At 59.8% G+C, this 22,894-nt stretch carries 22 protein-coding genes and 1 other RNA gene; 5 read left to right on the top strand and 18 right to left on the bottom strand.

Going from position 1 to position 22,894, the window contains the following annotated elements; genetic code table 11:
- Nucleotides 1–79 precede the first annotated feature (79 nt).
- Entirely contained in the window at nucleotides 80–1,516 is a 1,437-nt protein-coding gene (gene purB, locus ACTNBZ_RS01690; RefSeq protein ID WP_441207911.1) for an adenylosuccinate lyase, read from the top strand.
- A gap of 77 nt (nucleotides 1,517–1,593) precedes the next feature.
- Here the strand turns inward: purB and pfkA are convergent, their stop codons facing one another.
- Nucleotides 1,594–2,592, bottom strand: a complete 999-nt coding sequence (pfkA, locus tag ACTNBZ_RS01685) for a 6-phosphofructokinase (RefSeq protein ID WP_441207910.1) — start codon at nucleotides 2,590–2,592, stop codon at nucleotides 1,594–1,596.
- Nucleotides 2,593–2,651: 59 nt separating this feature from the next.
- Nucleotides 2,652–3,896 carry a 6-phosphofructokinase gene (locus ACTNBZ_RS01680; RefSeq protein ID WP_441207909.1) on the bottom strand — a complete coding sequence of 415 codons (1,245 nt, stop codon included), beginning with the start codon at nucleotides 3,894–3,896 and terminating at the stop codon, nucleotides 2,652–2,654.
- A 184-nt stretch (nucleotides 3,897–4,080) separates the two neighbouring features.
- On the opposite strand from ACTNBZ_RS01680, the gene fba reads away from it, so the two are divergent.
- Nucleotides 4,081–5,046, top strand: a complete 966-nt coding sequence (gene fba, locus ACTNBZ_RS01675) for a class II fructose-1,6-bisphosphate aldolase (protein ID WP_441207908.1) — start codon at nucleotides 4,081–4,083, stop codon at nucleotides 5,044–5,046.
- A 125-nt stretch (nucleotides 5,047–5,171) separates the two neighbouring features.
- A complete protein-coding gene (locus ACTNBZ_RS01670) occupies nucleotides 5,172–5,696 on the top strand; it encodes an amidase domain-containing protein (protein ID WP_441207907.1) in 525 nt (174 codons plus the stop codon).
- 98 nt (nucleotides 5,697–5,794) lie between these two features.
- Here ACTNBZ_RS01670 and ACTNBZ_RS01665 read toward each other — a convergent pair whose 3' ends face one another.
- The 3 genes from ACTNBZ_RS01665 to ACTNBZ_RS01655 form a co-directional block, all read right to left on the bottom strand.
- The gene (locus tag ACTNBZ_RS01665) at nucleotides 5,795–6,799 is read right to left on the bottom strand and encodes a tyrosine recombinase XerC (protein WP_441207906.1); all 1,005 of its coding nucleotides are present in this window, start codon (nucleotides 6,797–6,799) and stop codon (nucleotides 5,795–5,797) included.
- A gap of 117 nt (nucleotides 6,800–6,916) precedes the next feature.
- The gene (radA, locus tag ACTNBZ_RS01660) at nucleotides 6,917–8,299 is read right to left on the bottom strand and encodes a DNA repair protein RadA (RefSeq protein ID WP_441207905.1); all 1,383 of its coding nucleotides are present in this window, start codon (nucleotides 8,297–8,299) and stop codon (nucleotides 6,917–6,919) included.
- Nucleotides 8,256–9,026: an N-acetylmuramoyl-L-alanine amidase gene (locus ACTNBZ_RS01655; protein WP_441207904.1), complete on the bottom strand. Its 771-nt coding sequence runs from the start codon at nucleotides 9,024–9,026 to the stop codon at nucleotides 8,256–8,258. Before ACTNBZ_RS01655 ends, radA begins: the two co-directional genes overlap by 44 nt.
- Nucleotides 9,027–9,207: 181 nt before the next feature.
- Between ACTNBZ_RS01655 and ACTNBZ_RS01650 the strand changes: the two genes are divergently transcribed.
- Nucleotides 9,208–9,660 (top strand): YhcH/YjgK/YiaL family protein, encoded by a 453-nt coding sequence (locus ACTNBZ_RS01650; RefSeq protein WP_441207903.1) that lies wholly within the window; start codon nucleotides 9,208–9,210, stop codon nucleotides 9,658–9,660.
- 56 nt (nucleotides 9,661–9,716) lie between these two features.
- Here ACTNBZ_RS01650 and ACTNBZ_RS01645 read toward each other — a convergent pair whose 3' ends face one another.
- The 11 genes from ACTNBZ_RS01645 to murD form a co-directional block, all read right to left on the bottom strand.
- Nucleotides 9,717–10,316, bottom strand: coding sequence for a manganese catalase family protein (locus ACTNBZ_RS01645; RefSeq protein WP_441207902.1), 600 nt, complete (start codon nucleotides 10,314–10,316; stop codon nucleotides 9,717–9,719).
- A complete protein-coding gene (locus tag ACTNBZ_RS01640; RefSeq protein ID WP_441207901.1) occupies nucleotides 10,316–10,786 on the bottom strand; it encodes a spore coat protein CotJB in 471 nt (156 codons plus the stop codon). Before ACTNBZ_RS01640 ends, ACTNBZ_RS01645 begins: the two co-directional genes overlap by 1 nt.
- Before the next feature lie 191 nt (nucleotides 10,787–10,977).
- Nucleotides 10,978–12,957, bottom strand: a complete 1,980-nt coding sequence (gene ligA, locus ACTNBZ_RS01635) for an NAD-dependent DNA ligase LigA (protein WP_441207900.1) — start codon at nucleotides 12,955–12,957, stop codon at nucleotides 10,978–10,980.
- Nucleotide 12,958: 1 nt separating this feature from the next.
- Nucleotides 12,959–13,615, bottom strand: coding sequence for a VanZ family protein (locus tag ACTNBZ_RS01630; RefSeq protein ID WP_441207899.1), 657 nt, complete (start codon nucleotides 13,613–13,615; stop codon nucleotides 12,959–12,961).
- Nucleotides 13,616–13,690: 75 nt separating this feature from the next.
- The gene (yunB, locus tag ACTNBZ_RS01625; protein WP_441207898.1) at nucleotides 13,691–14,386 is read right to left on the bottom strand and encodes a sporulation protein YunB; all 696 of its coding nucleotides are present in this window, start codon (nucleotides 14,384–14,386) and stop codon (nucleotides 13,691–13,693) included.
- A 42-nt stretch (nucleotides 14,387–14,428) separates the two neighbouring features.
- Nucleotides 14,429–15,682, bottom strand: a complete 1,254-nt coding sequence (locus ACTNBZ_RS01620; protein WP_441207897.1) for an aminotransferase class I/II-fold pyridoxal phosphate-dependent enzyme — start codon at nucleotides 15,680–15,682, stop codon at nucleotides 14,429–14,431.
- Between the two features lie 13 nt (nucleotides 15,683–15,695).
- Nucleotides 15,696–16,187, bottom strand: a complete 492-nt coding sequence (locus ACTNBZ_RS01615) for a SufBD protein (protein ID WP_441207896.1) — start codon at nucleotides 16,185–16,187, stop codon at nucleotides 15,696–15,698.
- Nucleotide 16,188: 1 nt separating this feature from the next.
- Entirely contained in the window at nucleotides 16,189–17,187 is a 999-nt protein-coding gene (locus ACTNBZ_RS01610) for a M42 family metallopeptidase (protein WP_441207895.1), read from the bottom strand.
- Nucleotides 17,188–17,202: 15 nt separating this feature from the next.
- A complete protein-coding gene (locus ACTNBZ_RS01605) occupies nucleotides 17,203–18,228 on the bottom strand; it encodes a M42 family metallopeptidase (protein ID WP_441207894.1) in 1,026 nt (341 codons plus the stop codon).
- Nucleotides 18,222–19,256, bottom strand: coding sequence for a M42 family peptidase (locus ACTNBZ_RS01600; protein ID WP_441208054.1), 1,035 nt, complete (start codon nucleotides 19,254–19,256; stop codon nucleotides 18,222–18,224). The genes ACTNBZ_RS01605 and ACTNBZ_RS01600 overlap by 7 nt, the downstream gene beginning before the upstream one ends.
- A gap of 62 nt (nucleotides 19,257–19,318) precedes the next feature.
- Nucleotides 19,319–20,707: a UDP-N-acetylmuramoyl-L-alanine--D-glutamate ligase gene (gene murD, locus ACTNBZ_RS01595; RefSeq protein WP_441207893.1), complete on the bottom strand. Its 1,389-nt coding sequence runs from the start codon at nucleotides 20,705–20,707 to the stop codon at nucleotides 19,319–19,321.
- A gap of 157 nt (nucleotides 20,708–20,864) precedes the next feature.
- On the opposite strand from murD, the gene rnpB reads away from it, so the two are divergent.
- An RNA gene (gene rnpB / locus ACTNBZ_RS01590) (RNase P RNA component class A) lies at nucleotides 20,865–21,273 on the top strand.
- 355 nt (nucleotides 21,274–21,628) lie between these two features.
- Here the strand turns inward: rnpB and ACTNBZ_RS01585 are convergent.
- Both ACTNBZ_RS01585 and ACTNBZ_RS01580 read right to left on the bottom strand, forming a co-directional pair.
- Entirely contained in the window at nucleotides 21,629–22,243 is a 615-nt protein-coding gene (locus tag ACTNBZ_RS01585) for a recombinase family protein (protein WP_441207892.1), read from the bottom strand.
- 191 nt (nucleotides 22,244–22,434) lie between these two features.
- Nucleotides 22,435–22,894 (bottom strand): hypothetical protein (locus tag ACTNBZ_RS01580; protein WP_441207891.1); only part of this gene is annotated, 460 nt, incomplete at its 5' end.

Below are 22,894 nucleotides of genomic sequence, written 5' to 3'. Positions count from 1 at the left end.
AAGAGGCGTGTCTTGTACACGCCTCTTTTTTGTGATATCATTTTAGCCGACACTTTTGAGATAAAGAGGGGTTTGCCCAATGAGCAAGAATGTATACGAGAGTCCTCTGTCCTCCCGTTATGCCAGCGATGAGATGCAGTACATCTTTTCTCCCGACAAAAAGTTCTCCACCTGGCGCCGGCTGTGGATCGCCCTGGCCCGGGCCGAGATGGAGCTGGGCCTGCCGGTGACCCAGGAACAGATCGACGAGATGGAGGCCCACATCGACGATATCGACTACGAGCTGGCCGCCGAAAAGGAGCGCCAGCTCCGCCACGATGTCATGGCCCACATTCACACCTTCGGCACCGTCTGCCCCAAGGCCATGCCCATCATTCATCTGGGCGCCACCAGCTGCTATGTGGGCGACAACACCGATATCATCCTCATGCGGGAGGGGCTGGAGCTGGTCCGGAACAAGCTGGTGCAGGTGCTTGGGCATCTGGCCCGCTTCGCCGACACCTACAAGGCCCTGCCTACCCTGGGCTTCACTCACTTTCAGCCCGCCCAGCTGGTAACGGTGGGGAAGCGCGCCACCCTCTGGATGAATGAGCTGCTGCTGGATCTGGACGAGGTGGAGTACCGTATTGCCAGCCTCAAGCTGCTGGGCTGCAAGGGTACCACCGGCACTCAGGCCAGCTTCCTGGAGCTCTTTGAGGGGGACCACGAGAAGTGCCGGGAGCTGGACCGCAGGATCGCCCGGGAGATGGGCTTCGAGGGCGTGACCCCTGTGTCCGGCCAGACTTACTCCCGCAAGGTGGACGCCGCCGTGCTCTCCACTCTTTCCGGCATTGCACAGTCGGCCAGCAAGTTTGCCACCGATATGCGCCTGCTCTGCCACCTGAAGGAGGTGGAGGAACCTTTTGAGAAGAACCAGATCGGTTCCTCCGCCATGCCCTATAAGCGCAACCCCATGCGGTGCGAGCGCATCTGCTCTCTGGCCCGCTATGTCATCGCTGATGCCGCCAACCCCGCCATCACCTCGGCCACCCAGTGGTTCGAGCGTACTCTGGATGATTCGGCGAACAAGCGCATCTCGGTGCCCGAGGCTTTCCTTGCTGTGGACGCCATCCTGAACATCTACACCAACGTGGCCTCCAACCTGGTGGTGCATGAGAAGGTCATTGAAAAGCATGTGATGGAGGAGCTGCCCTTCATGGCCAGCGAGAACATCATGATGGACGCCGTCAAGCGGGGCGGCAACCGTCAGGAACTCCATGAGCGCATCCGCGTCCATTCCCTGGAGGCCGGCCGCAATGTGAAGGATCTGGGCCTGCCCAACAACCTGATCGACCTGATCGCCGCCGACCCCATGTTCGGCATGAGCAGGGAGGAGCTGACTGCCCATCTGGAGCCCAGCCGCTATATCGGCCGCTGTCCGGAGCAGGTCACCGACTTTCTGACCGGCTATGTCCAGCCCGTGCTGGAGCGCTACGCCGACGCCCTCAACGCCAAAGAGACCGCCCTCAAGGTCTGATGCCATGAAGTAAAATTCCCCCGGTCCGGCACATTGCCGGACCGGGGGAATTCTTTTGCAGCAGGGCAGATGGCCTCTTACAGTCTGTGCTGCTCCACGCCGGTGAGCGCCCGCATCACGTCGTAGGTCTGGGGGTCCAGGCTCTTCTTCATGGCCAGGGCCTCGCCGATGTCGAAGTCCACATAGCGGTCATCCTGGAAGCAGACCACACGGTTGCTCTTGCCGGCAGCCAGGAGCTTGACTGCCTCGTAGCCCATGTAGGTGGCGGTGACCCGATCCCGGGAGGAGGGACTGCCGCCCCGCTGCACGTGTCCCAGAATGGTAACACGGGTGTCCAGCGCGGTGGCGCTGCGGATCCGCTCCGCCACGCCGTAGGCGCCGCCCTCCACGCCCTCGGCCACAATGACCATGAAGTGGGTCCGGCCGCCCAGGCGGGCCCGGCGGATGGGCTCGATGATGTCAGCCTCGTAGTCCAGCTCCTGCTCCGGGACGACCACCGCGGTGGCGCCCGACGCCACGCCCACATACATGGCCAGATGGCCCGCGTGGCGGCCCATGACCTCCACCACAGAGCAGCGCTCATGGGACTGCATGGTGTCCCGCAGCTTGTCGATGGAATCCAGCGCCGTATTGCAGGCAGTATCGAAGCCTATGGTATACTCGGAGCAGGAGATATCATTGTCGATGGTACCGGGGATACCAACCACGGAGATGCCCATCTGGGACAGCTCCAGCAGGCCGCGGAAGGTACCGTCTCCACCGATGCCTACCAGTCCGTCCAGACCCAGCAGCTTACAGGTAGCCACTGCCTTCTGGCGGCCCTCCGGGACCTTGAACTCCTCACTGCGGGCCGAGTAAAGCATGGTTCCGCCACGGCGGGACAATCCGCTCACGCTTTCAAAGGTGAGAGGAAGCACATCACAGTTGATCAGGCCATGATAGCCACGGCGGATGCCCACACATTCGATCCCCATATGGAGTGCAGTCCGGACCACTGAACGGATGGCGGCATTCATGCCGGGTGCGTCGCCACCACTGGTGAATACTCCAATTCGACGTACTTTACTCGTTTCCATTAAAAGACCTCCCTTTTATGCATGCAGCTTACTCATGCGGCGGCCCGGAGGCGCCGTTCTTACATCTCAATGGTAAGGACTTTCTTCAGCTTGGCGAACCGGGGAAGGGCATTCTCCTTGGGCGCCTTGGTCTCGCCCTGGATCAGAGGCAGAACATAGTCGATAAAAGGCTGCTCCACGCCATTGCCCCGGGCATTGATCCATTCGCGGGGTACCTTTTTCTCAAAATTGGCCACAATATCAAGAGGCTCCAGAGATGCCTCGCACTTGTAGGCACCGTTGTCGCGGCTGCACTTGAACGCCACCATCTTGTCAGTCACGCCGGAGACAGCAGCCTCGACAGCGGTCTTGCCGGCCATAAAGGCCTCGTCGATATCGGTCTGGGAGGCCACGTGAGAGCCGCAGCGCTGGAGGAGGGAGAGCTCAATACCGCGGACCTTGGCGCCGGTCTCTTTCTTCACGATCTCGGCCAGCATGGAAGCCAGTCCGCCCAGCTGGGCGTGGCCGAAGCCGTCAGTGGCGGAGGTCTTGGCCTCGGACACAAACGTGCCGTCGGCATAATGGATGCCCTCAGAAACAGCGACCATACACTTGCCGGTCTTCTCATAAACAGCCTTCACGTCAGCCAGGAATTCATCCATATTGAAGTCGGTCTCGGGCAGATAGATCAGGTCGGGACCGTAGCCAGCCCAGGTGGCCAGCGCCGCGGAACCGGCCAGCCAGCCGGCGTGGCGGCCCATGATCTCGATGATGGTCACCATTCCGGTGTCATACACATGGGCGTCCCGATGGACCTCCATGCAGGTAGTCGCGATAAACTTGGCCGCGGAAGCAAAACCGGGGCAATGGTCGGTGCCGTTCAGATCGTTGTCAATGGTCTTGGGCACGCCCATGATGCGGCACTCATAGCCCACCTTCTGCATATACTTGGAAATCTTGTTGCAGGTGTCCATGGAGTCGTTGCCGCCGTTGTAGAAGAAGTAGCGCACGTCGTACTTCTTGAAGATCTCCAGGATGCGCTTGTAGTCGGTGTCGTCCTGCTCGGGGTCGGCCAGCTTGTAGCGGCAGGAGCCCAGGGCGGAGGAGGGGGTATATTTCAACAAATCCAGTTCTGCAGCATCCTCCTGACCCATGTCATAGAGCCGGTCCTCCAGCACTCCCTTGATGCCGTGGGCCGCACCCAGAACCCTTGTGATGCTCTCACTGTCGAGCGCTGTGCGGATTACGCCCAGCGCACTGGCGTTAATGACCGCAGTAGGTCCTCCTGACTGACCGATAATGCACGCACCTTTGAGTTCATTCATAGCTTAATCCTCCCGTTAATTGTTTTTCTCACTCTCATTGTGCATATTTTTTCTTTCTTAAGCATGAAACTTAGATATTTATGTCGTCAAATCTAAATTTCGCATTATTATATCATGCCCTCTTGTATTTATCAATTGCAAATGGTAAAATCTATCCGTAAATTAAAAAAAGGAGATGAGCCCTATGCCTCTCGTTACTACTACCGAAATGTTCAAGAAGGCGTATGACGGCGGCTATGCCATCGGTGCTTTCAACGTCAACAACATGGAGATCGTCCAGGGCATCACCGAAGCGGCCAAAGAAGTCAATGCTCCCCTGATCCTTCAGGTTTCCAAGGGCGCCCGCGCCTATGCCAACCACACCTACCTGATGAAGCTGGTAGAGGCCGCCGTCATCGAGACCGGCCTTCCCATCTGCCTGCACCTGGACCACGGCGACAGCTTTGAGACCTGCAAGTCCTGCATCGACGGCGGCTTTACCTCTGTCATGATCGACGCCAGCTCCAAGCCCTTTGCCGAGAACATCGAGATCACCAAGAAGGTCGTCGAGTACGCTCACGACCACGGCGTGGTGGTCGAGGCCGAGCTGGGCACCCTGGCCGGCATCGAGGATGAGGTCAAGGTGGCCTCCGACGCTGCCTCCTACACCCGTCCCGAGGAAGTGGAGGAGTTCGTCTCCAAGACCGGCTGTGACTCCCTGGCCATTGCCATCGGCACCAGCCACGGCGCCTATAAGTTCACCGCTGCCCAGTGCACCCGCAATGAGAAGGGCGTTCTGGTTCCGCCTCCGCTGCGCTTTGACGTGCTGGAGGAGGTCTCCAAGCGCCTGCCTGGCTTCCCCATCGTGCTCCATGGTTCTTCTTCCGTGCCTCAGGAGTATGTGAAGATGATCAATGAGAACGGCGGAAATATGCCCGACGCAGTGGGCATCCCCGAGGAGCAGCTGCGCAAGGCCGCTTCCATGTCTGTCTGCAAGATCAACATCGACTCCGACCTGCGTCTGGCCATGACCGGGACGATCCGCCAGTATTTCAATCAGCATCCCGATCATTTCGATCCCCGCCAGTATCTGAAGCCCGCCCGCGCCAACATCAAGGAACTGGTCAAGCACAAGCTGATCGACGTCCTGGGCTGCGACGGCAAGGCCTGATTCTCAGTCAAATAAAGACCCCGAAGGGGAGAGGTGTTCTGACCTCTCCCCTTATTTTTATCCTTAGAATGCACAGGGGAGGGAAGAGGCGCATAGCATGGGACACAGAAAGGGAGGATGTGCCCATGGCGCTCATTGAGATCCCATACGACCGATATGCGGCGGTAGCTTACGCGCACCGCTGGGCTTACGGCCGTAATCCGGCCTATTATGACTATGAGGAGTTGGGAGGAGACTGTACCAACTATGCCTCTCAATGCCTCTATGCAGGCACCGGTGTCATGAATTTTACCCCTGTTTTCGGCTGGTATTACCGCGATGCCAATGATAAAGCGCCTGCCTGGACTGGCGTGGAGTATTTCCGGAATTTCATGCTGAGAAAGGAAGAGAATGTGGGGCCTTTCGCAGTGGAGAGCAACCTGGAGGGAATGGAACCCGGAGATTTCGTCCAGCTTGATCTGGGAAAAGGGCGTTTCAGCCACACGCCCATCATCGTAGCCATCGGAAGTCAGCCGACGCTGTGGAACACTCTGGTGGCCGCTCATTCCTATGATGTTGACTATCGGCCGCTGGCTACCTATGAATTTCAGGCGATCCGGTATCTTCATATCCTTGGCGCCCGCAAGGAAGTCCCGGACGAAGCACTGTAAGCCCTCGGAGACATAAAACAGGAGCCGGCCTTCCACGGAAGCGCGGCTCCTGTTTTCTATCTTTTAACTGAATTGCTTGCGTCTTAAGCCAAAAGCTCTTATTCCTTTTTCTTGATTCGTCCCAGCGGATTTGCCTTGGCTGCCAGACGCAGGTTTTCGTTGTCCACATGGGTATAGATCTGGGTCGTATTCAGGTTTTCATGCCCAAGGACTTCCTGCAGGGTGCGCACATCCACGCCGTTCTGGAGCATTAGGGTGGCAGCGGTGTGGCGCAGCTTGTGGCTGGAATAGAGCGAGCTGTCCAGCCCGGCTTTCTTCAGGCGCTGTTTGACCATGTAGTGAACTGCATCCTTCGTCATTCGGGTATGCTTCCTGGTAATAAACAGTGCGTTCGGGTCGGCCGCAGCGCAGCGGCTTCGTTCCTCCAGCCAGTCATCCAGCGCCTGACGGCAGGCATCGTTCAGAAAAAGGACCCGTTCTTTGTTTCCTTTTCCCAGAACGCGGAGCTGGTTTTCCCGAACATCGGTCAAATTAAGGGACACCAGCTCTGAAATACGCATACCGCAATTGAGGAACAGGGTCAGAATGCAGTAGTCGCGGACACGGTTGGGTTCGTCCACACTTTCCAATAATTGGACGCACTCGTCCAGTTCCAGATAACGCGGCAGTGCTTTCTTGATCCTGGGAGAATCCAGATCCTGCATTGGGTTTTCCGGGAGCAGCTTAGCTTTGCTGGTCAGATATTTATAAAAGGAGCGTATCGTGGCGATTTTACGGGCCCGGGCAGGCGCGCTGAGGCTGCGGTCGCGGTCCAGATAGTCCATAAAGGAATACACATCGGCCAGTGTGACCGACCGGACCAGATCCAGATCCACGTCGGAGATTGAGATCTCGCTCAACTCGGTCGTCCGCGGCACACGGCCTTTTTCGACCTTAATAAACCGAAAAAAAGTCCGCAGGTCCAGATAATATTCGTCAACGGTCTTCAGCGAATGGCCCTGAATGGTACGGTGATACGTGAGAAAGTCACGGATCAGTTCAGGAGCTTCTGTACGGTAATCCAAATCACGGCAGGGCGCGGTTGAGGGCCAAATGTGGTCCATACCGGAGGAAGGCCGTTTTTGCCTCCTCTCAACTCAACAAAATTTTTATTTTGTTGAGTTGATTCCCGAGCCCTTTTTCACCTCCCTCGAGTATGGTTTCAGCGGTGTGGGCCTGGCTCACAGAATTGCAGCCAGCGCCTCCCGGATATTTTTGACTCGGATGAGCTGCAGTCCATCTGGCTCCACCACCTTGCCGGTTCCCCGAGCCGGGATCAGACATTTGTTAAAGCCCATCCGCCGCAGCTCGCTGAGCCGTTGGCCCAGCGCGTTGACGGCCCGCAGCTCGCCGGTCAGGCCGACCTCGCCAAATGCGGCCAGATCGTTCGGAACCGGCTTGTCCCGAAAACTGGACGCCAGCGCCATGATCATGGCCAGGTCGGCGGCAGGCTCGTACACGGTCAGTCCGCCAATTACATTGATATAGGCGTCGCAGGAGCTGACCATCAAACCGCCCCGCTTCTCCAGTACGGCCAGCAACAGCGCCGCCCGGTTAAAGTCGAAGCCGTTGGAGGTTCGCCGGGGCACATTATAGCTGGTGGGCGCCAGCAGTGCCTGGACCTCCGCCAGAACGGGCCGCACGCCCTCCATCACACAGGTCACGCAGGTGCCCGGCGTATCCTGGGGCCGGCCGGAGAGCAGCATCTCCGACGGGCTGGGTACTTCCGCCAGTCCGTCGTCAGCCATCTCAAAGACGCCGATCTCATTGGTGGCACCGAAACGGTTTTTGGCCGCCCGCAGGATGCGGTATGAGAGCTGCTGCTCGCCCTCAAAATAGAGCACACAGTCCACCATATGCTCCAGGACCTTGGGGCCCGCAATAGAGCCTTCCTTATTCACATGTCCGATGACGAAAACGGTGATCCCCTGCCCTTTTGCCAGCTGCATCAGGGCCATGGTGCAGTCCTTTACCTGACCCACGCTGCCCGGGGCGGTACTCAGATCCCCGTTGTAAAGGGTCTGGATGGAGTCCACGATCAAAATGTCGGGCCGGAGCTCGTTGACCGCCTCCACCACGTCCTCCAGATTGGTCTCGGACAGCAGATACAGCCCCTCGCTCCGAATGTGCAGCCGCTCGGCCCGCAGCTTGATCTGCCGTTCCGATTCCTCACCTGAGACATATAATACTGTGGCAAAACGGCACAGATTGTCGCAAATTTGTAACATTAGTGTGGATTTTCCGATGCCAGGGGCGCCGCCCACCAGCACCAGAGAGCCCTTCACCGCTCCACCGCCCAGCACCCGGTCCAGCTCACTCATACCGGTCTCAAAGCGGAGCTCATGGGTGGTCTCCACCTCGCTGATCAGTCTCGGCCGCCGGCCGGATGATATGGTGCGCGGACCGCCGCCGGCAGATGCCAGCGCCGTACCGGAGGTCTTGCGCTTTGGCTCGGAGGGCCGCTCCACAATGGTGTTCCAGGCGTGGCAGGCGGGGCACTGCCCCGCCCACTTGGGAAGCTCATTGCCGCAGTCCGTACAGTAAAACAGTGTTTTGGATTTCATTGTGAGGGACGACCTCCTTATCGGCGCTCTGCTGAAGCCATGCGGCCGCCAGCACCGCTGCCAGCTTGCTCTGGTACTCCCCTGTCCGCAGCCGCGCCTCTTCTTCCGCATTGGTCAGGAAACCGCACTCCACCAGGATGGCCCGGCAGGAGATGTGATTCATCAGATAGACTGTCTCCGGGATAGGCTTGGGCACCCGCTGGTTGGAGGGGTCCAGCGTATCCCGAAGCAGCGTCTGAGTACGTTGGGCCAGAGGCAGGCTCAGCGCCTCGTTGCTGTAAAATACCTGCGCGCCGTGGTATTTGGCGCTTGGATATGAATTCTGATGGATGCTGATCAGCGTGGCATTGGGAATACTCTCAATGACCTCCACCCGGTGGTGCAGGTCGGATACCTTCTTCTGCCGCAGCGTCTGGGCAGACGGATCGTGGAGCGAGATATCCTCGCTGCGCAAAAGGACCGGCGCCGTACCGTAAAGCCCAAGGATCTGATCCATCTTCAGCGCGATGGCCAAATTGATGCCGCTCTCCGGCACCCCGGTGATGGAGACAGCTCCACCATCCTCCCCGCCATGCCCGGCGTCGATAATCAACGTCTGATCCGCCAGCCGGGCCGGCGCCAGTGCCGCGTGGTCCCGGCTTCCGTTCAGGCACAGAAGGCAGAGCCCCGCTATCAGCAGGGTCAGCGCTCCCACTCCTACCCGCCGGCCGCCTATCCTGTTCCGCATCCGCATCCCCTCCTTCCCTGCATCCTATGCGGTGCGGGACCTGGCTATGCGGACAGCCCGATTATAACACATTTGTTCCATTACGGCAATGCCGGAGCCGTCCGTGCACGTGTTTTCATTGCTTTTCCCGGCGGGAGGAGCTACAATAAAGATATCAAATGAAACTGGAGGCTGATTTCCTATGGTATTTGACCGGATTGAGCATGCTCCCCTCTACTATGACCTGGGCGACCGGTTCCGCCGGGCGCTGGAATGGATGGCCCGGGTGGACCCCGATACCCTTACCTCCGGTGAGAAGGTGGTCATCGACGGTGACGACATCTTTGCCACCCTCTTCCGGATCGACACCCTCCCCCGGGAACAGAGCCAGCTGGAGGGCCACAGGAATTACGCCGACATCCAGTTCGTCCTCTCCGGACAGGAGATGGTGGGCTACGCCCAGGAGGGCACAGTCCCCGTCACCGTCCCCTACGATCCCGGTAAGGACATCGGCTTCTGGAACGGTGACTGGGACACGATGACGGTACATGCCGGTGAATTCTACATCGTCTGGCCCCAGGATCTTCACGCACCCCGGGTGGCCTGCGGCTCCCCCGCTCCAGTGACCCGTCTGGTGGTCAAGGTCAGGCTGTGAGCTTCTCAACCGGAAACGAGGACATACCCACGGGTATGCCCTCGTTTCGCTTTGCGCTACTGCTTATCCAGCACGGGGTTGGTGAAGTACACATTCTTCTGGTCCATCTTGTCCTTCGCCAGACGAACCGCTTCGCCGAAGCGCTGGAAGTGGACCACCTCCCGCTCACGCAGGAACCGGATCACATCGCTGACATCCGGGTCATCGGACTGCCGCAGGATGTTGTCGTAGGTTACACGGGCCTTCTGTTCGGCGGCCATATCCTCGGTCAGGTCGCAGATGATGTCCCCCTTGACGCCGATATACGCCGCAGTCCAGGGGGCGCCCGATGCCGCCACCGGATACACACCGGCACCGTGGTCGGTAAAATAGGGGGCGAAATTTCCCATACGGGGATCATCGGGCGACAGGTTCCGGGTCAGCTGGTAGACCAGCGTACCGATCATCTCCAGATGTCCCAGTTCCTCTACGCCGATGTCGGTCAGCAGGCCCTTCAGCTCCGGATAGGGCATGGCATAGCGCTGGCTCAGATAGCGCAGCGAAGCGCCAAGCTCTCCGTCCGGTCCGCCATACTGGCTGATAATAAAGGAGGCCAGCTGAGGGTTGGTGTTTTTGATCTTGATGGGGTACTGGAGCTTTTTTTCATACACAAACATCAGCGCTCTCTCCCTTCCGGCAAATTCCAGGGCCAGGGATCGTTAAGCCAGGCTGCCCAGGACTTGCTGCCCGCCGTATCCGACTGGCGCAGCGGGCCGTACATGGCCTCATACCGCTCCCGGCCTTCCCGCTCCATGGCCGCGTACTGCCGGTAGAGCTCAAAGGCCTCCGCGTCCCCCTGGTGGGTGTCAAGATACAGACCCAGCTCGGTCAGCACGAATTCCAGCGCCTGCAGCTCTCCCAGCGGCCCTTTCACCACATTGGGGGCGTTGGGATTGAGATGAAAGGGCAGATTGAGCCCGGGAAAAAGCGTGCCGTTGTTCAGCGCGTCCTGCTGTGTGTAGCGCCTGGAGCCGGCCTGCTGGAACGGAACATATGGCACGGCCAGCGGAGCACACTCGGGCAGCATACCGCACCCGTCCGGGCAGCGCGCCGGATTCTGATTGCCGTTATTGTTGTCGGGGTTCAATGGCGATTCCTCCTCAGATGGGATTCGGGGATGGGACGGCAGCCCCGTCTCTTCCCCGCCTCATCCTATGCCCAGACGCAAAAAAGGACCGGAGGGCCGTCTCGGCCTCCCGGTCCTTTTGGAGTATTCCGCCTGTAGTCGCGGCCTCCTGCGGCTTTTTATCCACTAAGCGCGAAAAAAATTATTTTCCGCTATCCCTCCAGCATCGAGATAAATTCCGCCTCGGTCAGCACGGGGATACCCAGGTCGTTGGCCTTTTTCAGCTTGGACCCGGCGGCCTCCCCCGCCACCACGTAGCTGGTTTTTTTGGATACTGAGCCGGACACCTTTCCACCCAGGGCCTCGATCCTGGCCCCGGCCTCCTCCCGGGTAAAGTGCTCCAGCGTTCCGGTCAGCACAAAGGTCTTGCCTGCCAGCTGGTCCCCTGCCGGCGCCTCATGGCTCTCCATATTGACCCCGGCGGCCCGCAGCGTCTCGATGAGATGCCGGCTTTGTGGGCTCTGGAACCAGGTGACGATGCTGTGGGCCGTGATGGCGCCGATGTCAGGGACATTGGTCAGCTCCTCCTCACCGGCCGCCATCAGGGCATCCAGACTTCCAAACCGGGCGGAAAGCACTTTGCCCGCCTTCTGCCCCACCTGACGGATGCCAAAGGCGAAGAGCAGACGGGACAGGTCGTTCCCCTTGGACTTCTCCACGGCGGCGATCAGATTCTCAGCGCTCTTTTTGCCCATCCGCTCCAGGCCGGCCACGCTCTGGGCATCCAGGCTGTAAAGGTCGCCGGGCCCTTTCACCAGCCCGGCATTCACCAGGGCCTCCACCACCGCCGGTCCCAGCCCCTCGATATCCATGGCATCCCGGCTGGCAAAATGGGTCAGGTGCCGCAGGAGCTGGGCCGGACACTCGGCGCCGGTGCAGCGGATGTGAGCGCCGTCCTCATCCCGGGCCACCGGCGCACCGCAGACGGGACAGGTTCCAGGCAGCAGATAGGGCTGCGTACCCTCGGGCCGTTTCTCTTTGAGCACTTCTACGATCTCAGGGATGATCTCCCCCGCTTTCTGGATCAACACGGTATCCCCGATGCGGATATCCTTCTCGGTGATAAAGTCCTGATTGTGGAGGGTGGCGTTGGTCACTGTGGTTCCCGCCAGGCGCACCGGTTCCACCACCGCCTTGGGGGTGAGCACACCGGTGCGGCCCACCTGGACCACGATATCCACTACCCTGGAAGGCTTCCGCTCCGGCGGGTACTTGTAGGCCGCCGCCCAGCGGGGGAATTTGGCCGTGCTGCCCAGTGCCTCACGGCCTGACAGGGAATTCAGCTTTACAACTGCTCCATCGATATCAAAGGGGTAACTCTCCCGCTCCTCACCGATCTGGCGAATGCGTTCCTTGACCTCCTCAATGGTCTTGCAGGTGTAATGCGGAATCACTTTATAGTGTTGAGTTTTCAAATATTCCAGTGTATCCGTATGAGTCTCAAACTCCTTACCCTCGGCCCACTGGATGTTGAACACCTGGATATCAAGCCGCCGGGCTGCCGCGATTTTGGGATCATGCTGGCGTAGGGAGCCGGCTGCCGCATTCCGGGGATTGGCGAAGAGGGTCTTGCCCTGAAGCTCCAACTCGGCATTAAGCTCCTCAAAAACCTTCTTGGGCATATAGACCTCGCCCCGGACGGCAAGGGAGGGCAGCCGGTCGGGCAGTTTGAGGGGAATGGAACGGACGGTCCGCAGATTCTCGGTCACGTCCTCTCCCACCCGTCCGTCTCCCCGGGTGGCCCCCCGGACAAAGACGCCATCCTGATACTCCAGCGCTACCGACAGGCCGTCCACCTTAGGCTCTACATCATACTCCACATCGTCCCCCAGGACCTCCCGCACCCGGCGGTCAAACTCCTCCACCTCGGCGGGATCGAACACGTCCTGCAAGCTCTCCAGCGGCACCCGGTGGATCACCTCCGCAAAGCCGCCTGCCACCTTGCCTCCTACCCGCCGGGTAGGCGAATCAGGGCTCACCAGCTCGGGATGGGCGGCCTCCAGCCCCTCCAGCCGGCGTAACTTGTGGTCGAACTCATAGTCGGACATAGTGGGAGCGTCCAACACATAGTATTCATAATTTGCCCGCTCCAGCTCCCGCCGGAGGGCCTCGATCTCCTGTCGTTCGTCCATTTCAGGGACCTCCACTCTTTGTACATCTGAATCTGGAAAGAAACCGTGGAAAACCATGGCGCAGCAGCAAAAACACCCAATAGCCCAGAAGCGCGCCCACGGTGTTGAGGATCACGTCGTCGATATCGGTGGAGCGGCCTGAGAAGAGCTGCTCCACTTCAATAAACACGGAGGAGCCAAGGCCGTACAGCAGCGACTTCCACCATCTGGGCCTTTCCCCGACCAGAGCCGGGAAAAACCCCACGGGCAGAAAGATCAGCGCGTTGGCCCAGATCATATAGGAAACCCATCCACCCGCCATGGCCTGCTCCGGCGTCAGTGACGGGACAAGCTGCGCCTGCCCCAGCGCCTCCGCCAGGTCTACCGGCGCAAAGGCCGGCTCCACGCCCTGCACCACCCAGTACCAATGGTCCCGGGTCCAGAAGTAGGCGGGAAACAGGGTGAGGGCCGCCAGCCCAAAGCAGAACAGGGTGAACAGCAGCATGGCCCCCTCCCGCCACGGCCCGCTGATGAGACCGCGCTCCGCCAGGCGCCGACGCCGCAGAGGGCGCAGCAGGAAGAAAAGGATCCCGCCCAACAGGGCGCAGGGCAGCATTTGCAGCACATAGTCCAGCGATACTTCGCCGTACCAGATAAGGCGTTCCAAAAGTGATCCCATTACCAGCCACCCCACTTGCCGTTTTTCCTATTTTAGCACGGGTACTGATCCTGGGTTTTTACGATTTTCTTAAAATCACGGCGTCACAGAGCCCAGTCCCACATAAGTCTCGGGCACCTGACCCATTACCACCGTTTCGGCTATGCAGACTGGAGTGGTCACAGTATATTCCCGGGTGCCACCGGGCATCAGCACCTGTACGGTGACCGTGATCTCCAGCATTACCCTGTGAAGGGTCTGATTGATGCCGGCTGCAGTAAAATCGTTGCGGAACTCGGCACGGGGTGCCGCGGCTGTCAGCACCTTGACCGGCAGTACCGGTCCCCTTCCAGAGAGGAGCACCCATCCGGTCAGATTTCCAACAGGGACACCCAGTTCTTCGCTGTTAAGCAACTTAACTTTACATAGTGTCTCTTCCAAAACTTGTGTCCGCAGGCGGTTAAGTCCGGCTGTATCTGCGGTCAGGGCGGATAATCTGCCGCTCTCGTCCGTATGCAGCGTGTAGAGGGCGTCATAGCTGCCCTGTTCCCCCTCCAGGCTCTTCCCCACCGCGTCATTGACTGCCTCGGTTACAGCGTTTTGAAGCTGTGCGGATACCAGTTCCGTCAGTTGGGGCCGCAGCACCCGGTCCACGCTGTCCAGCAGAAGGACCGCCGCCGCGATGCCCGCCAGGGCGGGCAGTACCCGCAGGCAGATACAGCCCGCCGCTCCACCTCTGCGGCCCCTGCGGCGGACCGGGCGGAGCCAAAGCCTTCGGATCAGCGTGACCATGGTATCACCTCCATGGCCACACTATGCGCCGCCGGGCCCGGCCTATTCCGACTTTTCCAGCAGCTCCTGTACCGCCAGCATCACGCCCGTCTTGCCCGACTCATAGGTCAGGCCGCCCTGGAGGTAAGCGGTGTAGGGCTCCCGCATGGGGGCGTCGCAGGACAGTTCGATGGACGCGCCCTGGATAAAGGCGCCCGCCGCCATGATGACCTGGCTGTCGTATCCAGGCATGTCCCAGGGCTCGGGAGTCACATAGGAGTCCACCGGGGCGCCGAACTGGATGCCCCGGCAGAACCGCTTGAGGGGCTCCGGCGTTCCGAAGTGGATCATCTGGATGATGTCATGGCGCACCTGGTCGGAGGTAGGCTCGGTCCGGTAGCCCAGCAGCTCCATGATCCGGGCGGCAAACACGGCGGTCTTGACTGCCTGGGCTACCGTGTGGGGCGCCAGGAACAATCCCTGATAGAGCGCCCGGTTGTTGCCCAGGGTGGAGCCGCACTCCCGGCCAATACCGGGCACCGTCAGGCGCATGGCCGCGCCTTCCACCAGGTCCTTCCGGCCGGCGATGTAGCCGCCGGTGGGGGCCAGTCCGCCGCCGGGGTTCTTAATCAGGGAGCCCACCACCAGGTCGGCCCCCACCTGGGTGGGCTCCTCCGTCTCCACAAATTCACCGTAGCAGTTGTCCACCAGAATGGCGGCCTCCGGGTTGTTCTCCCGTACCACCCGGCACAGGGCGCCGATCTCCGCCACCGACAGGGACGAACGGGTGGAGTAGCCCTTGGAGCGCTGGATGAGCACCGCCTTCACCTTCGGGTCCCGGACCGCCAGGGCCAGCCCCTCCGGGTCGGGGGCATCGTTCACCAGATCCACCTGGCGGTACTCCACGCCATAGCTCTTCAGGGAGCCGGGGCCCTTGTCGGCCACGCCGATGACGCCCAGCAGCGTGTCATAGGGCGCGCCCACGGCGGAGACCAGCACGTCTCCCGGCTTCAAGGCCCCGAAGAGGGCACAGGAGATGGCGTGGGTGCCGTTGACGAAGCCAATGCGCACAAGTGCGTCCTCAGTGCCGAAGATATCGGCGTAGATCTCGTCCAGCTTGTCCCGGCCCAGGTCGTCGTAGCCATAGCCGGTAGTACCGGCGAAATAACTCTCAGCTACCCGGTGTTTCTGAAAGGCGGCGAGGACCTTTTGGGTATTCTCTTCCGCGATGGCGTCGATACGGGCAAACTGTTCGCCCAGGTCAGACTGGGCCCGGGCCGCCAGGGCGCGGACTTTTTCGCTTAACTGTAAAGGCATATCACTTTTCATCCTATCTCTTTCTGTGGCTTTCCCTGTTCTCGGGGGCAGTGAAATCATTGATCGTCTGCAGCAGATGCAGGAGATCGCTCTGTATCAGCGGCGCCATGCTCTCCGGATACCTGGTACAATCCACGGCCTCCAAACGGGCCTGGACCCGAAACGCCAGATCAGGCCGCCCCTGCACCAGCTCTTCCAGGGCCTTCAGGCATTGACGGACAGTGATGGGCTTGGGGTCCTCCAGATGTTCCAGTATCCGGTCCAGAACGGTGTCCAGCTTTCCATCCCGGTCCCAGCGGGCGTTTTTTCCCAGCAGAAGCAGGCCGCGGTTGCGCACATAGGAATTCGTGCTCTCCAGCATGGCCGTGAACCGGTCCAGATAGGCGTATACCAGGTCGGATTCCTCCGACCACGCCTCCAGCGCCTGTAATGCAGCATAAGCCGTTTTGTTGTCAGGGCAGGTCAGGCGGTTTACCGCCTCCGGCACCGTCAGAGAAGCACCCATATCAGCCGTCCAGTTCGGACTGGGCAAAGGCGGCTACCAGCTTGGCGCAGGCCTCCACGTCTCCCGCGTCCACCATCTCCTGCGGAGTATGGATATAGCGGCAGGGTACGGAAATGCCGCCGGTATAGACGCCGGCACGGCTCTGGTGGATGGCGCCCGCATCAGTGCCGCCGGCACGGATGATGTCCCGCTGGGCGGGGATCCCCTTCTCCTCCGCCAGGGCGGTGAGCCTGGCCACCATGGAGGGATGACACAGCACCGAGCTGTCCATCACCTTCACCGCCGCTCCGCCGCCCAGCTTGCTGGTGGAGCCGTGCTTGCTGCCCAGCTCGTCGTCGGTGGAGGTCACGTCCACCGCCACAGCGTAGACCGGGTCGATGCCGAAGGCGGCGGTTTTCGCGCCCCGGATGCCCACCTCCTCCTGGACGGTAAAGACGAAGTAGAGGTCGTTTTGGCTCTCACGCAGCTGCTCAAGGGCCATCAGGAGCACCACGCAGGAGATGCGGTTGTCCATATAGGGAGAGACCAGCCGGCCGCCAGCGGCATAGCTCTCGGCAGCGTAGACGGCGGTGTCGCCCAGGTCCACCAGCTTGCGGGCCTCCTCCTGATCTCTGGCACCGATGTCGATATACAGATCGTCGGTCTTCCAGTCCTTGGGCTCCACGTTCTCGGGCGCGCAGATCACGCCCCGGACGCCGTTCTGGAACCGGACCGGGGTAAAGGCGATCTCATGGGCGGAGAGTCCGCCCAGCTTTCCGAATCGGACAAAGCCCTTCTCGTCCACATGAGTCACGATACAGCCGATGGAGTCCATGTGGGCGGCAAACATCACCCGGGGACCGCTTCCCTTCTTGTGAACGATGAGATTGCCCAGGGTGTCCGCTGTGATCTCGTCAGCATAGGGGGCAGCCAGGGTGCGGATAGCGGCGGCCACGCCGCTCTCATTGCCGGAGGGTCCATGACAGGCGTTGAGGGCCTGGAGTGTACTCAGAATATCCATAGTGCTCTTCTCCCTTTACACGCGGCCGGCCACAGCGCCGATAAAGAGCCGCGTCAGATTCAGAATATGGTCCAGATCCCGGACCGCAGCCACGCTGGCGGGGGCGTGCAGATAACGCACCGCCGCCGAAACCGTCACCGTCCGGACGCCTGCCCGGGACCGCTGGAAGGCCGCCGCGTCGTTTCCGCCGGCAATATAGTGCTTGGTCTGCCAGGGGATGCCGTTGGACTCGGCCAGCTCCCGCATCAGCTCAAAAAGCCCCCGGTCGGCAATGGAGCCCCGGTCCATAAAGGGCACCACCGGCCCGTCACCCGGGACGCACACCTTCTGATGGCCCTCCATGCCGGGCAGATCAGCGGCAGTGGTGGTCTCCAGCACCAGGGCGATCTCGGGCTTCACCGCAAAGGCCGCGCCAAAGGCTCCCCGGTGCCCCACCTCCTCCTGGACGGCAAACACAAAGGTGCAGTCCATGGGCAGGTCCTCCTCCAGCAGCTTCATCATCACGGCGCAGCCGATCCGGTCGTCCAGGGCCTTGGCCTTGATCATGCCGTCGCCGAACTCCACACAGTCGCTGTCAAATACGGCGTAATCGCCCACTGAGACCAGCCTTTCCGCCTCCTCGCGGGACCGGGCACCGATGTCCAGATAGAAGTCCTCCAGCTTGGGAACGGTCTTTTCCTCCTCCTCACTGACCAGGTGATAGGCCTTCAGGCCGATGACCCCGGGAACTCCTTCCGGCCCCACCTTCACCGGCTTGCCGATAAGGACCCGGCGGTCGATGCCGCCGACACAGGAGAATTTCAGATACCCCTCGTCCGTGATTTTACGGATGATGAGGCCCACCTCGTCCATGTGGGCGCAGATGGCCAGCCGGCTCCCGGTGGCCCTGATGCCCCGCTTGAACACGATCAGGTTGCCCAGCGCGTCGGTCCGGACCGAGTCGGCGAAGGGGGTCACCCGCTGCCGGATATAGTCCCGGACCTCATCCTCAAAGCTGGACACGCCGGGCAGGGCACAGAGTTCTTTTACCAGATTCAGCATGGATAGACCGCCTCCTTTCCCAGATCCAGCGTGAAGGCGGTCAGCAGCCGGGACACCTGCTCCATATCCTCCAGATCCAGCACCTCAATGGGGCTGTGCATATACTTGAGGGGCAGGCTCAGCACTGAGGTAGCCACACCCTCCCGGCAGACCTGCATGGCCCAGCCGTTGGTCCCGGTGTGGCCGGCCATGACCTCCAGCTGGTAGGGGATGTTCTGCTCCTTGGCCTTGTTCATCATCCGCTCTGTCATCCAGCGGGTCATATTGGGCCCTACGCCGATGGCCGGGCCTCCGCCCAGCGCAAAGGCCTTGTCCTGAGGAGAGTCAGGAGTGACACCGTGGGTCACATCCACCGCCACGCAGAAATCCGGCGCAATGGCAAAGGTGGCGCACTGGGCGCCTGCACCGCTGATCTCCTCCCGGGTACTGCCCATAAGGTACAGATCCACGTCCAGCTTCTTGTCCCGCAGCAGCTCGGCCGCACGCAGCAGCGTTACGAAGCAGGAGCGGTCGTCCATGGACTTCCCGCACATCTCCCGCTCGCCCAGCGCAAAGCAGCCACCCCGGAACACCATGGGCGTGCCGATGGGTATCCGCTTTTCCGCCTCGGCCTGGGACAGGCCCACGTCCACGAAGAGCTCCGGGATGGGGATGGATTCCTTTTCAGCCCCCTCCTTCAGCACATGGGGCGGCAGACAGGCCACCACGCCCAGCATGGGGGGCTCGGTAAGGACGGTGAGCTCCCGGTTGGGCAGCATCCGCGGGTCCACGCCGCCGATGGTCCGGAAGCGGAGGAAGCCGTCCTCTATTCCTGTCACGATCAGGCCGATCTCGTCCAGATGGGCGTCCAGCAGGAGCTTGGGCGCTCCCTCCCGGCCGCAGCGGCGCACACCGATCACATTGCCCATGCGGTCCACTTTTACCTCGTCCACTAGAGGCTCCATCAGTTCCCGGGCCACCCGGGCCGCAGGCGTCTCAAAGCCGGAGGGGGCCGTCTGTGAACACAGCCGTTCCAACATCTCTTTCATATCCAAATCAGCTTCACTTCCCTGTCTGTTTTCCGCTAAAGCGCATTATTACAACCGGGACCTCAATCCAGCTCCCGGATGATCTGCTTGAAGGTATTGCCCCGTACCATAAAATTCTTAAACTTGTCAAAGGCAGCCCCCGCCGGGGAGAGGATCACCACGTCGCCGGGCTGGGCGGCCCGGTGGGCGGCCAAGACCGCCTCTCTGAAGTCGTCGATCTCCACGATCTCAGGCCGTCCGGCGGCATAGCCCGGTGCGGCCTCCACCGCGGCGCGGATCTTGGCGGCGGTGGCGCCGGTGAGGACCAACGTCTTGACATGCTCCACGATCTCCGGACCCAGGGCGTCGAAGGGGATATGCTTGTCATAGCCGCCGGCGATGAGGATCACCTTTTCCCGGAAGCAGCGCAGCCCCGCGATGGTGCGGGAGGGGCTGGAGGCGATGGAGTCGTTGTAATACCGGACGCCCCGCAGGGTGCGCACCAGCTCAATGCGGTGCTCCACACCCTGGAACTCTCCGGCGAACTTTCGAATCACCTCATCGGGCACCAGACCGTTCACCGCACCGATGGCGGCCATATAATTCTCCACGTTGTGGACGCCGGGCAGCAGGATGCCCGACAGGGGCAGCACCTGGCGGGCGCCATTCCCGTCTGCCACCCAGATGGCGCCGTCCTTCACGAAAACGCCCTGCTCCAGTTCCTCCTGCCTGCTGAACCGGACCACCCGGCCCCGCGCCCGCTGGGCAAAGCTCCGGGTGATATCATTGTCCTGGTTGAGGACCACCACGCCGTTCCCGTCCTGATAGCGAAAGACGTTCTCCTTGGCCGCCACATACTCCTCCATGGAGCTGTGCACGTCCAGATGATTGGGGGCCACATTGGTGACCACGGCGATCTCCGGGCTCTGGTCCATGGTCATGAGCTGGAAGGAGGAGAGCTCCAGCACCGCCACGTCTCCCGGCTCCATCCCGTCCACATCGGGCAGAAGGGGCTTTCCGATGTTGCCGCCCACATAGGTAGTATACCCGGCGGCCTTCAAAAGTCCCGCGATAATAGTGGTGGTGGTGGTCTTTCCGTCACTGCCGGTAACGGCGATCCGCTTGCAGGGACAGACCTGGAAAAACACTTCCATCTCCGAGGTCACCACCGCGCCCCGCTCCCGGGCGGCCAGGAGCTGCGGCACATCAGGCCGCAGGCCGGGGGTCCGGAAGATCACATCCTGGTCCAGGCCGTCCAGATAATCCGGGCCCAGGCGCAGCGTCACGCCCAGGCTCTCCAGCGCCCGGGCCTGCTCGCCGAATTCCTCCCGGCTGCGCTTGTCACAGGCGGTCACATCCACGCCAGCCCGAGCCAGCATGTTGACCAGCGGCGTGTTGGACACGCCGATCCCAATCACGGCCACCCGCTTCCCTTTCAGCCCGGCCAGATAATCCTGTATCTTAGAGCCCATAGACTCGTTCCCCTTTCAGATACATTTACGATCCCTGAGTTCAGGGACAGATTAACTAAAATATTATACCGCGCCCTGTTCCGAATTTCAATCAGAAGCCGGGCTTCTTCCGGGATTCGTTTGACAAGAGGACCGATATGCGGTACAATACCTCTCGCAAGTAAGCTGGACAGCCGCGCGGACGGGGCGAAAGGCCCGCCTGTGAGGAAAGTCCGGGCTCCGCAGGGCAAGGATAACGGGTAACACCCGCCGGGGGCGACCCTAGGAAAAGTGCAACAGAGATATACCGCCTCGCTCCCTGCAAACAGGGCTTCCCCCCGAAAGTGTATGCTTCCGGTGAGAAGAGAGCTTGTGCCGACGAGGTAAGGGTGGAAAGGCGGAGGTAAGAGCCCGCCCGACGGCGTGGAAGCGTCCGTCGCTGTAAACTCTATCCGGAGCAACGCCGTGGAGGGACATATGGTCGGCCCGACCGTCCCGGGGAGGCGGCTGGAGCGTACCGGCAACGGTGCGACTAGATAGATGGCTGTCTTAAATGACAGAACCCGGCTTACAGGCTTACTTGCATCTTTGATTCCCAGGACCACAAGGTCCATCGGATAAAAGCGCCGTTCCGGCCATACCGGAACGGCGCTTCTTACATTCATCCCGCCCCTTGGCGGATGAAAAAAGGAGCGGGGCGCTTCCTTTAAGGCAGCGCCCCGCTCTTGGTTTTTCAATCAGTCCTGCTCCCAGTTATGGTAGACGTTCTGTACGTCGTCGACCAAAGGGCAAGCCCTTTGGAAGTGGGAACTACTTTTCCTTGAAAATCAAGGCTTTTCAAGACTTACGCCTATCCTCAAATTGCTGTGTTGTTCTTTTGGTATGTCACAGTTTATTGAAGCAATAAAAGCATAACACAGTTTTTCAGAAAGAGCAAGGGGGTTATTCCTCCCCCTGCTCCATCATGCCGACGAGTTTATAGAAACTTGTGCGCTTCGTGCCTGTCTGCTCCATGGCAGTCTTTGCGGTGATCTCCCCCGCTTTCCAAGAGGCATAAACGCCGTCCCAGTTTGCGGGGAAAGTCAGCGCGGGGCGTCCTAACTTCTTGCCGTTCTGCTTTGCCGCTTCAATGCCCTCTGCTTGACGCTTGCGAATGGTCTCCCGCTCCTGTTCTGCGATAGTTCCCAACACTTCAATCAGAATGTTGTTGACCATCTCAAAAACCCATTCCTGCCCTTCTGGCAGTTCCATCATCGTTGTAGGGAGGTCAATCACTTTCAGACGGATGCCGTTCTCTTTGAAGTACCGCAGTTCATTGTGAATGTCGCACTTGTTACGGCTTAACCGATCAAGGGATTTGACGATCAAGGTATCTCCCCGCCTCAGCATGGCGTTTTTAAGTGCTTGATACCCCGCTCGTTCCAAGTCCTTGCCGCTCTCCTTGTCGGTGATGATCTCCCGCTCCGTTGCTCCAAGAGCCTTAAAAGCGGCGATCTGGCGGTCAAGGTTTTGCTCCTTGCTTGATACTCTGGCGTAGTAATAAGTGCGGCTGTCCATGTCGCATCCCCCTTTGTTCTATCTGTTCGTATTCTATCACAGGTGTTCGTAAATGTTAAGCGATTTACGAACATATCTGTAAATTAGTTTTAGTATTTTACAAACAAACTTTTTGTGCGGTTTTTGTATGTTTGTAAAAGTGTACTCTTACGAACAGATAAAGAATGAGCGGGATTGCTCCCGCTCATCTATTATTTGACTGCCATTAGCGTCTGGATTGCACCGTAAATTTCATTTCGATTTTTAACACCCACAAATCGAACTTTTCCAGCCGATGTTGCAATTATCATATTCTTTTTTCCTCTTTTATGAAGCATTACAATGTTGCTTAACGGCAAATCAACTTCTTTACCAAAAGCGGCCTTTCCATAAATCCGCTTATCCGTTACAGTTATTGTCGTTCTACCATAATATAGCCATTTGTAAAGAGAAATGGCCGCAATTACGGCGCAACCAACAGCGATGTAAAGAAATGACAGAGCTTCACTTTTTCTTGCGTGCATATCATCGTAGAATTCTTTATGTTCTCTATTATACTCAATGTAAATTTCGTAGCCACAAGTCCATCTGCACGGGGAAAGAAGTCCACCTTCACGGGAAATGAGGCCCACTCTCGCGGGCATGAGGTCCACCGAGAGCAGAGGGGCTTTT

The sequence above is a fragment of the Pseudoflavonifractor sp. HCP28S3_F10 genome, assembly GCF_052065415.1.
Taxonomy (GTDB): Bacteria; Bacillota; Clostridia; order Oscillospirales; family Oscillospiraceae; genus Pseudoflavonifractor_A.
The sequence above is the reverse complement of the archived record's forward strand: the minus strand, read 5'-3'. Positions and strand labels throughout refer to the sequence as shown.